General features: G+C 45.4%; 9 protein-coding genes. 2 read left to right on the top strand and 7 right to left on the bottom strand.

The genetic code is table 11. The features are described 5' to 3' along the window. Positions 1-22: 22 nt before the first annotated feature. Together DEH07_03185 and DEH07_03190 are read right to left on the bottom strand one after the other, a co-directional pair. Positions 23-2,641: a hypothetical protein gene (locus DEH07_03185; protein HBY03543.1), complete on the bottom strand. Its 2,619-nt coding sequence runs from the start codon at positions 2,639-2,641 to the stop codon at positions 23-25. Between the two features lie 27 nt (positions 2,642-2,668). Continuing rightward, entirely contained in the window at positions 2,669-3,796 is a 1,128-nt protein-coding gene (locus DEH07_03190) for a hypothetical protein (protein HBY03544.1), read from the bottom strand. A gap of 159 nt (positions 3,797-3,955) precedes the next feature. On the opposite strand from DEH07_03190, the gene DEH07_03195 reads away from it, so the two are divergent. Continuing rightward, entirely contained in the window at positions 3,956-5,275 is a 1,320-nt protein-coding gene (locus DEH07_03195) for a hypothetical protein (protein ID HBY03545.1), read from the top strand. A gap of 77 nt (positions 5,276-5,352) precedes the next feature. On the opposite strand, the gene DEH07_03200 is transcribed toward DEH07_03195, so the two are convergent. The 5 genes from DEH07_03200 to DEH07_03220 all read right to left on the bottom strand — a co-directional run bounded on the left by DEH07_03200 (position 5,353) and on the right by DEH07_03220 (position 13,203). Beyond that, positions 5,353-6,234: a transposase gene (locus DEH07_03200; GenBank protein HBY03546.1), complete on the bottom strand. Its 882-nt coding sequence runs from the start codon at positions 6,232-6,234 to the stop codon at positions 5,353-5,355. Between the two features lie 164 nt (positions 6,235-6,398). Further along, complete coding sequence (locus tag DEH07_03205; protein HBY03547.1) at positions 6,399-8,636, bottom strand: hypothetical protein; 2,238 nt, start codon at positions 8,634-8,636, stop codon at positions 6,399-6,401. A 170-nt stretch (positions 8,637-8,806) separates the two neighbouring features. Further along, complete coding sequence (locus DEH07_03210; protein HBY03548.1) at positions 8,807-10,288, bottom strand: hypothetical protein; 1,482 nt, start codon at positions 10,286-10,288, stop codon at positions 8,807-8,809. Positions 10,289-10,507: 219 nt separating this feature from the next. Continuing rightward, the gene (locus DEH07_03215; protein HBY03549.1) at positions 10,508-11,182 is read right to left on the bottom strand and encodes a DNA-binding response regulator; all 675 of its coding nucleotides are present in this window, start codon (positions 11,180-11,182) and stop codon (positions 10,508-10,510) included. Next, positions 11,179-13,203: a hypothetical protein gene (locus DEH07_03220; protein ID HBY03550.1), complete on the bottom strand. Its 2,025-nt coding sequence runs from the start codon at positions 13,201-13,203 to the stop codon at positions 11,179-11,181. The genes DEH07_03215 and DEH07_03220 overlap by 4 nt, the downstream gene beginning before the upstream one ends. A gap of 615 nt (positions 13,204-13,818) precedes the next feature. On the opposite strand from DEH07_03220, the gene DEH07_03225 reads away from it, so the two are divergent. Further along, positions 13,819-14,565, top strand: a complete 747-nt coding sequence (locus DEH07_03225) for a 3-oxoacyl-ACP reductase (GenBank protein ID HBY03551.1) — start codon at positions 13,819-13,821, stop codon at positions 14,563-14,565. Positions 14,566-14,574: the final 9 nt, after the last annotated feature.

The raw sequence follows: 14,574 nt of genomic DNA on the forward strand, positions 1-14,574 counted from the left end.
AATTGTCATTCAAGTTGTATGCTTATTTTAACAATTTATAACCCGTTAACTGTTCAAATATTTCCAGGTATGCCGCCGCACAGTCCTTCCATTTCAGCGGCCTGTTATTGACTATATCTCTGCCCAGTTTGCCCATTTCCCGGCCCGCTGCGGGATCGGCAAGGAGTTTCTCCAGCGCTTCGGCCGCTTCGCTCGTGTGGCCCTGTTCTACTAAAAAACCCGACTTTGTGTCTTCCACCAGTTCGGGTATCCCGCCTGTCCTGGTTGCCACGATGGGCTTACCGCAGCTCATTGCTTCTGCGATGACATTGGGTACACCTTCATGGTGGCTTAATAAAACAAAAACCTCACATGCTGCGTACCAGTATACAAGATCCTCGTGGAGCGCCGGCCCGGGCAGCAGTATTCTTCCGCCAAGCCCTTTACTTTTGGCCAGGCTGCCTAAAGCTTCCTTTTCCGGTCCGTCTCCGACGAGCGCCAGCGTTGTATCCTTAAATTTATTGCAGATCTGTTCAAAAACTTCGATTAATTCGTAGATTCCCTTGCCGGAAACAAGCCTGCCGACAAAAAGGATAACCCGGTCATCCGGCTCAAGGCCGGTCTTTTGCCTGATTAATTCCCTGTTAATTTTTTCAGTACAGAACATGTCACCGTCGACACCGTTATAAATAACCTTTACGTCTTTATCAGATGTTTGCAAAGTGAGTGCTTTACGGGCCAGTTCATTTCCTACTGCCACGACCTGGCCGGTATTGTTGAGTATATTGCCGACCAATCTGGTCATGGAAGCTGATCTGAATGCGGTTATATTGATATCAGAGCCTATAGCGGTACATACGGAAGGCAGGTTTAACCGGTCTGAGATCAGCAGGCCGATATATCCGGAAGGAAAAACACAGTAGGAATGGACTAGGCTGAAAGAAGCGGTCTGGTGCAGGATTTCCGCGACTGATTCCACAGCCAGGAACATGGAGTATCCGTTCAGCCTTTCGAACTTGCCGCCGGGCAGGCAGAAATAACGGGGATGAAGCACTTTAACTCCTCCGATATCTTCGGATTCCGGTACAAGGCCAAATTTGCGCCAGTCCTTGTTGAACCACAGCCAGGCTGGGGAATACGGGACAGGTGCAATAACCGTAACTTGCAGACCGGCTGTCTGGAGGTTCTCAACAAGCCTCAGGGAAAAAACGCCGTAACCCGGGTTCTGACAGTTTGGGAAAATTGGCGATAAAAATAATATTCTTTTTCCCCTGCCGCCGGAGGATACGGATCTTATCACTGCAAACTGTTCAAAAAGAACAGGAATAACCATCGCCAGCCAGAAAAATTTTCTGTGCTGATCGGCGCAGGTTAGGCCGGCTGTTGCCAAAAAGACTATTAAAAGCCTGCTCAAGGCGGAATCCGTCATGTTTTCGGAATTGCCGGCGCATCGCCAGAGGCAGATAAATAAGGAAAGGAATATAAATAATCCGGGGATGCCAAGCTCGGTGAGTGTGGCCAGGAAGATATTGTGCGGGTTTTTGTTAAGTCCGATCTCAGGATTTATTCCCGGGATCTGCCCAAAATATTTCGTATAGGCATATGGAAAGTTATCAAGGCCGGCTCCGAGGGCAAAGTGTTCCTTGATAATCTTCAGGCCTACCGTCCAGATATCCAGCCTTCCCGAGCCCTTATCTTCAGCGAGGCTGAACACGGTCTGCGCTCTTACAGAAACGACCTGCGGAAGCTTGCTGACGAGAAAGAAGGCCAATAATATGGAGAAAAGCAGTGTTATTAAGAGCCGGGCCTTTTTGGCCGGATCAGGGCCGGAAAAAGTTTTCCTAAAAAATTCACCGGCAGACTTTCTGAATAAGATGAGTCCGGTCACAAAAACAAAAAACAGCGCCATCCAGGCGCCCCTGGACCCTGATAGCAGCACGGCAAAGAGCATGCCCAGTCCGGCAAGAAAACAGATCAGACGGATTGCTTTATTTTTTGAAATCAAAAGAAAATAACCGCTGAAAATTACACCTATGCCTAAAAGCCTGGCGAAGTAGTTGGGATCCTGGAGGTTGCAGATGGTAATCCTGGTCGTAAATTCATGCAGGTAACCGTTGTATATCCCCAGACCTGCCGCTGCAAGCGCTCCTAAAAAATAACTGCCCAGGATGAGGTAAATATCTTTTTTTGAGCCAACCAGATTATAACCCAGAATAGCCAGGGCAAACAGTTGAACAAGGGATTCAATCCTCAGCCAGCTTTGTTCGGGTTGGATTGCCCAGGTCAGGGATAGAAGACACCATCCTAAATAAATAGATAAAAGCATAAAAAAGTGGTGTGTCTTAAAAGTTTTCTTACCCAGGAAAAGCTGCGTTAAGAATCCCCAGAAGGTGGCCAGTCCGATAATTTTTATTAAGGTTAAAGAAGGGAAAAGTACTGTCAGGTCTTCAAGAGGAATCAGGAAAGTCATCAAACAGAAACCGGCCAGGGGCTGCCAGATAATCAGAGCGATGATCAGCGCTTCGCAGAAGACAAGCAAAGGGAAAAAAGTCCCGCAGATTAAACTGACGAGTACCGAAAGAACAAATAAAGACAAGGCGCCGCAGGTTAACAAAGAAAGAAACTTTGACCTGCGGATCATTAGATAAAATTCTTTAAGCATGATCAACACTCCCTGACTTTTTATGAGCTATCCTTCAAGAAGCTTATCGTAAAAGCTGATTAGTTTTGTTTCTTCCACACGCCAGTTAAAAGATTTTTCATAAGCTTCGCGGCCGCTGAAGCCCATTGAAAGCCGTAATTCCGGATTGTCGACTAAAGTGCAGATTTGGCGGGCTATATCGTCCGGATCCAAGGGATTGGCTGTCAATCCTGTTCCGGTTTCCTCAAGCAGCCTCGACCAGCGGGGAAAATTAGAGGCCAGGATTGGAATTCCTGCCGACATATATTCAAATAACTTCGTAACCAGGGATTTAAGGTTGTTTTCGACAGGGTGTAGAAGGCATAAACCGATGTCGGCTTTTTTATAGTAGCTGTACACTTTTGCGGGCGCCACTCTGCCGGTGATCGTGACGTATTCCAGCAAACCATGCCCGTTTAGGAATTCTTCAAGTTCGGCCCTTAAAGAAGGGCAGGGGAAGGGGCCTACCAGAAATAAATGAACATTTCCCCCCCGATCTGCAAGAATGGCCATGGCCTTGAGCATTTCCACAGCGCCCCTAATCTCGCCGACAGTGCCGGCATAGATTAAATTGCAGCACTGATCGGCTTCCTTTAAAACCCTTTCCTTAGGTTCGCAGTCAAGGGGGTAGTTGAGTATATCGATCTGGGGGGTTCTTGAATTGCGGAAGCTTTCCTTGTAGGTAAGTTCTGCGAAAATAAGCCCGCTAAAAAAGGAAGAACATTTTTTTTCCAGGAAGTTAAAAATAAAAGAGGTCATTTTTCTGAGAGGTTTCGGTATCCACTGCTTATATAAAATTGCATCGGGGTAATCCTCGTGAACGTCATAAACTACTTTTTTGCCTAAAATTCTTAAGAACAGTCCCAAAGGAATCAATTCCGGATCATGAAAATGATAAACAGAGGCTTTGGCTTTTACTGCTCTGAAAAAAAGCCGGAACCAGCTTAATGGCCTTAATAACCTCCTTACGGGTGTCAGACCAAAAATCCTGACACCATTTAACTCCTTCAATTTAAAATTTCCGGGGGCATGAAGTTCCACCGTATAGTTCCTGGCCAGCGAAGACGCTTCCTTGAAAAGGATCCGGTTGTCATTCCATTCATGTACGCAGGTCATTATAAAAATTTTTTTACCCATTTTTTCACCCGTATAGCAAATATCTTTGATATATTACGCAGTTCTCCATCACCCGGTGCAAGGGATTTTAAAAAATTGTAGCAATAGATGAACTCCGGCGTAACTTAAAACAGGATTAATAACGGTTGCTGACAAAAGCAGGTGTTTTATATAGACAACGTGGATAAAAATATTCTTTCGGGGAGTTTTCTTGCATTGCTTGGCAAGGCTGCCCTTATGCCGCTTGCGACGGCAAATAAAGTCCTGCTAGCCCGCTGTCTTGGACCCGGTCTGTTTGGCGCTTATGTTATTTTCTTAAAAATTTGTGACCTTGCGGGTATTTTTTCCCTGCTGGGGACCAAAACGCTGACTGTGAAACTTGTCGGTATAGCAGCCGGTGAGAAGGACTGGGGATTGCTGAAAGGCACGCTGAGCTGTATTTTTAAGATCGTCATGGCCGGATCGGCGGGTACTGTTCTGTTAATCTGGCTGATCAGGCAGCCCCTGTGTTTTAAAATATTTAAGTCTCCGGATCTTTATATGATGTTGATATTTTATGCCGGCGTAATTCCTTTGCAAAATTTCTTAACCCTTATCGTAGAGACCTTCAAAGGGCTCCAGGATATCAAAACCGCCTCTTTTTTACCCGTTCTGCAGCAGTTGATCTTTTTAGCTCTGCTGGTTCTTCTCTGGTTGAGTTCTGCCGCCACGATACAGAATGTGCTGCTGGCCTTAATTGCCGGATTGTTTTTAGCTCCTTTAAACGGATTGCTTATTTTTGCGAAAAGAGTGAAGGATTGGCTTCCAAAAAAGGTCGCAGCATCTGAAATACTGGCGGACTCATTACCCATGCTGATAACAAGCGGGGTCGTTTTGCTGATGACCAGCACGGACATATACGTGTTGGGGATCTTTTCGGATGCGGTTCAGGTAGGTATTTACGGTGTGGCCAGTTCTCTGGCCAGTGTGACTTTTCTTTCCGGAAACGTAATCAACCAGGTAATCCCGGCGATGATTGCCCATTTTAGCGCAAAAAAAGACCTGCAGAATTTGAAATACGTCACCAGGTACGCAACGACAATCAGCTCGATGGTTTCCGTTCCCGTATTCCTTGTTTTATTTCTTTTTGGAAGAAACATTCTGGCCGTCTTGTTTGGCCAGCAGTATGCAGGCGGGGCCGTCGTCCTGAGTTTCCTTATCCTCGGCCAGATGGTCAACACTTTGACAGGATCATGCGACTACTTTCTGCAAATGACCGGACTGCATGTTGCTTTTATGAAAATCAGCATCTTCAGCGGCCTTTTAAATCTGGCCTTGAACATAATCCTGGTGCAGTATTTCGGGAAAGAGGGGGTTGCGGTGTCAACAGCTTTCTCACTGGTAGTTCAGAACGTTTTATCTGTCCATGTAGTCCACCGGAAAACCGGCATCTGGACTTTCGCTTCCTTGGAAATAATGTTCCAGATTTTCAAGCTCATTAAAAAACGCCTGCTTTATTAAATAGGATGGGGTCAGGCTTGACTTATTGATAATATAGGATGGGGTCAGGCTTGACTTATTGATAAGAATTGACTTATTTATTGTCTGCAAAAGTCTAAATCAGTTTCCTGGCAGACACGGGTAATACGGGTAGGATCAAGTTGCAGCCATCTGGCCAGTTCCGCTCTTGTACAGATTTCAAATTTTACTGCACGGTAAATCAATTGATTGCGAGCAGCTACAACACTCCGAATGCGGCAAGGTCCCAGTAAAAGTTCCCTTGAAACATCTGTCTCATTCAGTATTTGTGTAACAAGATCTTCAAAACTCATCTTTGTTGTTGTTAACAGTGCTTGATCAAATTTATTTTCAGTCTCTCCTGTTTTATTATCTTCTAAAGAAAAGTTCTTTTCAATAGGTTGCGCTGAAGGTATGGGATATTCTTGGACTTTAGCAAATGTTTCTTTATATAACTGGATGGCTTTCTCAATATCTTCATTTAACAGCTTTAAAACCAATTGTGGTTTAACTAGACTTCCCCATCCTTTTACATAATCCCGGTGACTGCTCCATGTATAATCTAATCCTTCATCTATGTTTGCCCGGCACGGATTTTGGTGAATATAACATATTAAAGTGATTAGATAGGCATCGTTCCCGCAAAGGAACGCCTTGTATCGTTGTTGAAATACATGGCCAACACGGTGATATTTCCGGTTGAAATATTGAGTATAAGTTTGTTGTAATCCCTGCATAATTTTCATTAATGGAGATTGATCAACCTGTATCAGTAAATGAAAATGGTTGTCCATTAATACATACGCCAGCAGGTCAAATCCTAACCTATCTTTGTATTTTACGAGTAAGTTTGCGTATTCTTTCTTGTCTTCTTCTTCCCTAAAAATATTCTCAAGATTGTTACCACGGGCTATTACATGGTAAGTTGCTCCCACAAAATGAACTCGCTGTTTTCTTGCCATGGCTATCCTTTCTTTTATCTTTAAATAAAAGATATAAGCTAATCATTTTTTAGAATAAGTCAACATTTTAAATAAGTCAAGCCTGACCCCCTAAGCGATTAGAATAAGTCAACATTTTAAATAAGTCAAGCCTGACCCCCTAAGCGATTTGACCCCCTAAGCGATTAAAAAGTGAAGCCTTCTTCAAGAAAGAGCTTAATGCATTGATCAACGGCATGTGGGTCATAAAGGGTTGCCTTCTGTTCAGAGATTTCCTCCAGGGCAGCCTTCAGGCTAAATGCAGGACGGTGGGGGCGTCTTGAAGTCATTGCTTCCACGACATCGGCGACTGCCAGTATTTTTGCCTCCGGGAGTATGTTGTTTCCCGAAAGTCCAAATGGATAGCCGCTGCCGTTGAGCCTTTCGTGGTGCTGAAGAACTATTTGGGCAACCGGCCAGCTAAAGCTTATATTTTTAAGAATGTTAAAACCTTCCTGGGAATGGTTCTTGACCAAGTCAAATTCATAATCATTAAGCTTGCCCGGCTTACTCAATATCTCGGTTGGGATGTAAATATTTCCTATGTCATGAAGTATGCAGGCTGTGCGCAGGCCCTTTATCCTTTTTTCTGTAAAACCCAATAAGGCTGCGATGGAACAGGCCAGTTCCGATACCCGGAACTGATGACCAGCTCCGTATAAAGTTCTTTTCTCACCGGTTAAAGAAAAAGCAGTAATTATTTCATTAAGAATTGTTTCGAGTTTCTGAATAGTTTCTGCGTTATTATCATCTGCTTTGTGATGTGTACTGAAATCGTAACAAGCTCCTATATAACCGGAGAAATTTCCTTTTGAGTCATGATAGGGTTTTCCCAGGCTGATCACCGGGCAGTATGCGCCGTCGCAGCGCCGCAGGCGAAATTCACAGTTAAATATTTTACGGGTTGAGAATGCTTCCCTGTAGGTTTCAAAAAAAAGTTCACGATCCTCGGGATGGATTCCTTCCGTCCAGCCTCTTTCGAGCTCTTCAGCCATTGTCCTGCCGGTGAACTGCCGCCAGGTTTTGTTAAAATAATCAAAATTAGCCTCCGGGCCGGATCTCCAAACAGGAGTGGGAAATTCCTCAAAAAGGGTCAGGTAGCAGTCCCGCGTCCTGACCAACTCTTCCTCCGTAAACTTATGCATTGTGATGTCCTGCATGGTTCCTTCATAATAGGTTATGTTCCCGTGGACATCTTTAACTGTTCTTACATTAGCCGAAATCCAGATTTTCCCGCCGTTTTTAAGTTGTATGCAATGTTCGAAATTCCTCAATTCGTTTTGAGCACCCAGAAGCCGCCTGTATTCCGGCCAAAAATCCCACTGATCAAAAGTCTTTTCCCCGGAGATCATTTCTTCAGGGGAATTATAGCCGAAAATAGCTGCCATTTTTCTGTTTACAGTCAGAAGCCTACCGTCCCAAGCGGTTTGAAAGATGCCTTCAAAAGCGTTTTCAAAATAAAGCCGGTATTTCTGTTCAATCTCCCGGAGTTCTTTGTGCTTTCTTGAATTTTCCAGCGCACTTGCTGCTGCGCATGCCAAAAGCCCTATATGTCTTATCACTTGGATTGAAAAAGGCCTGTCCTTTGTCGAATTTACATTAAGAACCCCGACAAATCTTTCTCCCGCCAAAAGCGGCATCGAAATAGAAAATCCAATATCGGATCGCGGTTGAACGGGGCTAAAGCGAGGATCGTCAATTTTGCCCTGCAGGGTTAATGTCTCCTGGTGGCTGGCAACCCAACCCGCGATTCCTTTATTAACCGGTATCCGGATTTTCAGTAAATCCGACCTGCCTTTTCCGCGGATTGCAGCTATATAAAGTTCGTTGCCCCCATCCGAAGGGAGCATAATCGACGTTTCTTCAGTTTGACTTACATCAAGGACGGCTTCGGCTGTATTATTTAAAATAACATCCAAGTCTAGCTCTGAAGTAATATTCCTGCAGCGCTCGTAGATGTCAACCATCTTCCTCAGCGCTGCCTTTTCCTTTCGCAGCCTGCGTACTTCCAGGGCACGGGGTAGCACAGACAACAGGTAGTTGAGCTTAAAAGGCTTCAAGATAAAGTCAAAAGCTCCTTCTTTCAACAGGGCTATCGCCTTTTTCCCAATGCCCTGACCCGCCATAATAATGCAGACGAGATCAGGATCAGCACCGTGCAGCTTTTTAAGCAATTCGGTTCCATTCATTTCCGGCATTGTCAGATCTGCTAAAACGACATCGAATTCTTTTTCGCCAAATACCTTTAAAGCCCTGGCGCCCGAAGAAGATCCAACAGCCTCATATCCGGCGCCTGTCAGCATTTCACAAAGAGCGTTCAGCAAATCAACATCATCTTCAACAATTAAAAACCGGGCAGTATTGGCAGTATTAATTGAAAACACTCCTGAAGATATTAGTTATGAGTAAATTTATAGATCAATATTCTATATGTTAAATACTTAAATCCCTGGGAAAAAGAAAACGGTAAGTTCTAGAGCTGGAAAGTGCGGCTTGAACGGCGGATATTGTTGAGACTGTATTCCCCCCCTGCTACCGGGGAAGAGTATGGCTTTTAAGAAGTAAGGCTTACTCTGGGCTCAAACTTGAAACCCTTTTTTTGAAAGAGTTCCAGGCATGCGTCGACGACTTCGGAATCATAAAGAGTTCCCCTTTTTTCAGAGATCTCCTTTAAAGCTGCTTCGATGCCCAGCGCAGGCCTGTATGGGCGGCTAGCGGACATAGCTTCCACAACATCGGCGACAGAGAGAATCTTTGCCTCTTTTAAAATGTTTTCTCCGGGCAGGTTAAAAGGATAACCGCTGCCGTCAACCCGCTCGTGATGCTGGAGGATTATCTGGGAAACAGGCCAGATGAAGCCTATGTTTTTTAAAATGTCCAAACCTGTCAGCGGGTGATTCTTGATTAGATTATACTCGTTTTCATTAAGCAGTCCGGGTTTTGCAAGTATATCCGAAGGGATGCATATTTTTCCGGTATCATGAAGGATACTGGCTATTCGCAAACCCTCTTTCTGCTTTTCCGGTAGTTTCATCAATATGGCTATGGCTGAGGAAAGTTCGGCTACACGGAGTTGGTGCCCCATTATATATTGATCTCTTGCCTCGACGGTATTGGATAAGGCAATAATTGTTTCTTCCAAAAGCACTTTCATTTTTTGAAGGGTTATTTGAGTCTCTTTTTTAATTTGATTGTTTTCTATAAACAACTTGGCTTTTTCCAGAGCGTTTTCAGCAGTGCGAATCAGCATTCCCAGGGCTTTTATCTGTCCGGGTGAGAAGGGTTTCCTGTCTGAGGAGGTGACATTCAGAGCTCCGGAAAGGTTCCCTCTGAACAGCAACGGAAGGGAAATGGTTGACCCCGCTTCTGCCTGAGGCTGGACAAGTCTCAACCGGCGGTTGTTTGTTTCATCCAGCAAGTTTGGCGCCATACCGGAAACCGCTTTATTAAGTGGAATATGTGATCCAATAAGAGCCTGCCAGTTTTTGCCCCGGGATACTGCCACATAAAATTCATCGCCGCTTTCCGAGGGCAGAAGGATCGACACTTCCCCTGCTCCGAACCGTTCATAGACAGCATCAGCCAGCTTGTTTAAGATCAAATCCGGCTCACCATCGGAGCTTACTACCTTGCACATGTCAGAAACAGCCAACTTCCCGCGCAGTTTTTCGTTATCCCGGCGAAGGTTTCTTATTTCCATTGCATGGGATAAGGGGAGCAAAAGAGAGTTTAGCTTGAAAGGTTTTAAAATATAGTCAAAAGCGCCTTTTTTCATGCAATCGACTGCAGCGCTAACCATACTTTGGCCTGTCAGCAAAATACAGATTGTGTCTTTATCTACGGCATGAATTCTTTTGAGAAGCTTGGCCCCATCCATCTCCGGCATGGCCAGATCGATGATCGCAACATCGAACTTCTGCTCTTTGAAAATCTCCAGGGCCTTTGTGCCCGAAGTAAAACCGAGAGCCTCATAGCCGCGCCCTACCAGCATATCGCAGAGAGCGGTCATCAGGTCTTGTTCATCGTCAATAACCATAATCCGGCCAAGCTTTGAGGCGTAAATAAGAATCACATCCTAAAAGTCAAATAGGAATAAAAGTATTATATACTTAAATATCGAATTTCTCATATGAAAACTTAAGCTCTATAAGACAGGGGGATAGAATAAATTGGCGGTAGGGGACAAAGAAATACAGTTTTTGAAGAATTACAAGAAATATTAAAGGGGTATGTAATGGAAGAAAATCCGGTTGAGCTAAAGACTGCCGTTGACGGCCTGATTATCCTTGGTTTTGCTTATTTGGGCAATGGCCTGTGCCCGGTTTTTTACCCCCAATTTTCTAAAAATATTATGGAGGTGGGTTTTTACGGTATCGACAGCCAGGTGTGTCTCTGTGGATATTTCTTTGTTAGTCAGGCCTCTGGTCAGGTATTGGAGAATTTCGTGTTCCCTGGGTGTAAGCTCGGCCCGCTGGTGAGCTGAATTTTGTTCATTATTTCCGGGTGTTTTTGCATAGTCGTTGATAATCTGGTGCAGTACCGCCGGGTCAATCACGGTCTCACCCTGATGTACCCGCTTGATCGTTTCAATGAGTTTGTCCCGGGAGACATGCTTTAAGATATATCCATTGGCGCCGGACTGCAGGGCCAGCCGCACAAATTCGGCGTCCTCAAAAACAGTCAGAAAGACGATCTTAATCAGAGATTTTTTGCGCAGAATTTCCTTGGCGGCCTCAATACCGCTGATGTCCGGCATCTTTATGTCCATCAGGATAACATCGGCGTTCTGGTTAAGGAGCATCTGTTCGGCTTCCTGGCTGCTGGAGCAGCTGCCGATAATGGAAATATCCTTGCAATCACTCAGCATTGTTGCCAGGCCGACACGGATCATCGCATGATCATCTACGATCATCAACTTAATTGGTATCAATTAGACAATCTCCCTTCAACATCAACATCCAAAGTATAGGGTACTTTAACTGAAATCCAGGTTCCTTTTCCCGGCTGGGAGCCGATGATGCAATTTCCTCCTAAAAGGAGCGCTCTTTCCTGCATACTGGCCAAGCCGAGGCGGTTGTAATTTTGTGAGTTAACTAACGAACTCTGGTTAAAACCGGTCCCGTTATCCCTGATGGTCAGCAGGATGTCTTTTTTGCGGACCATAAGTTCAACATCCACGCTGGTGGCAGTTGCGTGTTTAATTATATTAGTCAGCGCTTCCTGCAGAATTCTGAACAGAGCTATTTCTGTTTGGGGCGGCAGGCGCAGATTATCGCCCGGATTGGCCGCCATTCCAACCATGCTTTCTTCGGGAGGTCTGTCATGACCGTTCGGCGTATTGAGATTGAAATGTAGGCCGATGGGGATATTGTGTTTTTCCTGAATTTCGTTTGTATACGACTTGATAGCCGGTATAAGTCCGTAGTTATCTAAGATCATCGGCCTTAAGCCTGACAAAATCCGCCTTATATCCTGAATCTGATTTCCTAAAATATTGGTCAGGTTGGATATTTCTCCATACCAATCAGCGGGCTGTAAATTGTAAGTCGGAGTAATCCTTTGCAGCCGGTACCAGATAGCAATTAAAGCCTGAATGACGCTGTCATGCAGCTCCGAAGCCAGATGTTTGCGCTCATCCTCCTGGGCGGTGATGATTTTATTGACCAACTTGTGAAGGAGCAGTTCTTTTTGCTCCAATTTTTCAATCAGCCTTGCGTTTTCAATAGCTATGGCCGTAACGCGCGCGATGGCGAAAATAATTTCGGCGGCCTCGTCTTCGAAGCCCTCCAGGCGGCTGTCCCGCGGACGGTCAACTTGCATTATCCCGATTGCTTTGTCCTTGTTCAGGATGGGTACCACGATCAGCCAGTGGTAGTTGAAGGTCTCAATAATATCAGCCGGAAGCAAATTATAGATATTTTCAGGCGTGATTATTACCGGATGCTGTGTCTGGATTGCCTGGATGATGGCCGGGTATGGTTTTTGGCCTGAAAGAGCTCTAAACTGGTTGCGCAGTTTAGGGTCGTAGCTTCCTACGGCGACCGCCGGAGTAAGGTTTTTATTTTCGTCCAGGAGGAAGAGACTAGTTCTTGCGGAAAAAAGATCTGCCGTCAGTTGGGCGACAACATGCAGGGCCTGGCCGATATCCAGGGTTGAACTGATCGTGCTGGCCATTTCCAGCCAGGTTGTTAATTTTCTAAGAGTGCGTTTTGGGGAACTGCGGAAAACAAACTCCTGAATCATATCCGCCATATGCCTGCCCAGGGACATTGTTTTTACGAGCAGGCGTTGGGCAGTTTCAGCGTCGGTGTCAAAGATGACAATTTCCATTGTTCCGCTGGGTTCCTCAACCTGCAGCATCACGGGCAGCGTGGTTTTGGCGGCCGGCGAGAATAATTTCAGCCATTCCCTTAAGTCAAACGGGCTGTCCGGGAAAAAGAGGTGTCTGGAGAGGTCCTGCCAGCGGGCGGCCCAGATATGGTCCTTTTTATGCGAGTTCTTATAAACATCAAGGCAGACGGGAAGTTTGTCATGCCTGAGCAGGATAAACGCCACCCAGTAAAAATCGAAGGATTGGATGAATCTTTTCAGTATTTGGCGCAGGTTGGTTTCCAACTGTTTTGGCATTACGGCTGAGGGACTTACCCGGCAGATAATCAAAAGTTTCGGTTTCCCCGTGTCCACCAATGTGCCTCCTTCTGCTGAAAAACTTATATTTTCCGCCAAAAGAATTCTAACGCATGTCCGCACGACTGTCAACCATTTTTCATGCTTATGGACTAACACTAATGAGTTACTACCTTTTTCGCCCTTTTTTAAATCCTTACTCATTCTTTTTAGCGATTTTCTTTTATATTTAGATATTTTACTATCTTTATAGAGGACACAAGTAAAAAAGGCATAGGTCTGCGCCTCGGCTAAACCGTACCCTTCCCGTCGGAGGAAAGTCATCTGCGTTCTTTTTAACGCCTTTAAACATGATGGTTAAGTCAGCAGGCGGGTAGCGATTTTTACAACAGGTACCGGCAGAGGTAGAAAGAGAAAAAAGTTTAGATTGTTGCCGCAGTAAACAAAAAGCAGCGGCCGTAAACGATACCAGGCCTTCCGGGGCATTCTTTTTAAGAGAACGAGGCCTGGGGTAGTGAACAGCGTCAAGGAGAAACTAAAGACATCAGGGCTGGGATTTAAGGACGCCCGAAATTAGATGGTCCGCTGCTGTAATGTGCCTTAAGGTTAGCGATACCCCCGGTTGAACTTCCCCCGACGGAAGATTTTCTCAGGTTGACGCCTCAAAAACATAGCTTCGTGACGAATTAATAGATTTCTTCGATAAAGATAAAGAAGTTATGGGCATAGCTGACTTAAAGCACGCTGGAGGAAACCGGAAGAAAGGTTGAGCGCGCAGTTCTTTATTTAAAGAAAGCCTATGTAAACCGGCGTAGAAGAAGCGACAGCAGAACCGTTTCACCCGGACACGGGAAGCTGCCCTTGGGCGGCAGCGATGATGTCCCCTTTTTATCAAGTTAGAAAATGGTACGGTAATAAAAAGACCAAGGAGGAAAGATTGTGCGCTTAGATGGAAAAGTAATTGTTGTAACCGGAGCAAGAATGGGTATTGGCGAAGGAGTAGCTATTTCTTTAGCCAAAGATGGAGCAGATCTGTGCCTGGTCAGCCGGAAAATTTCCGAAGAAGACGCTATTGTAAAAGCGTGCAAGGACCTTGGACGCAAGGTCATAGCTGTCAAGGCTGACGTAGGCAAGCGCTCCGAGGTGCAGGCTATGGTTGACCAGACAATGAGCACCTTCGGGAAGATCGACGGCTTGTTCAACAATGCGGGAATAAGCAAGCCGGCCATGCTTCTTAAGATGTCCGAAGAAGTATGGGATGATATTATCCGGATCAATCTCACGGGGACTTTTTACTGCATTCAGGCCGTAGCCAACACAATGCTGGAAAGGAAGACCGGTTCCATTATCAACGTTACTTCCTCAGCCGGCTTGATGGGCACAATAGGACAGGTAAATTATACAGCAGCAAAGGGAGGGGTACACGCTTTAACCAAATCTGCAGCTAAGGAACTAGCCCGGTACAACATCCGGGTGAACTGCATCTCCCCAATGGCGGAGACTGATATGACCAAGGTAATCGCTACCGATCCCCGTTTTAAAGACAAGTACCTGGAGCGCATTCCGCTGGGAAGGTGGGCGCCGCCTGAGGAGATTGGACCAGTTGTGTCATTCTTAGCCTCTGAGGAATCATCATATGTAACCGGGCAGACCATCTGTGTGGACGGCGGTATGGTAATGCTTTAGGCAAATAAA

Source organism: Desulfotomaculum sp. (assembly GCA_003513005.1).
GTDB lineage: Bacteria > Bacillota > Desulfotomaculia > Desulfotomaculales > Nap2-2B > 46-80.

Bases quoted from the DNA above. Each gene is read 5' to 3' on its own strand.
- DEH07_03185 (HBY03543.1), bottom strand. From the start codon at position 2,641: ATGCTTAAAGAATTTTATCTAATGATCCGCAGGTCAAAGTTTCTTTCT.
- DEH07_03190 (HBY03544.1), bottom strand. From the start codon at position 3,796: ATGGGTAAAAAAATTTTTATAATGACCTGCGTACATGAATGGAATGAC.
- DEH07_03200 (HBY03546.1), bottom strand. From the start codon at position 6,234: ATGGCAAGAAAACAGCGAGTTCATTTTGTGGGAGCAACTTACCATGTA.
- DEH07_03210 (HBY03548.1), bottom strand. From the start codon at position 10,288: ATGGTTATTGACGATGAACAAGACCTGATGACCGCTCTCTGCGATATG.
- DEH07_03220 (HBY03550.1), bottom strand. From the start codon at position 13,203: ATGACTTTCCTCCGACGGGAAGGGTACGGTTTAGCCGAGGCGCAGACC.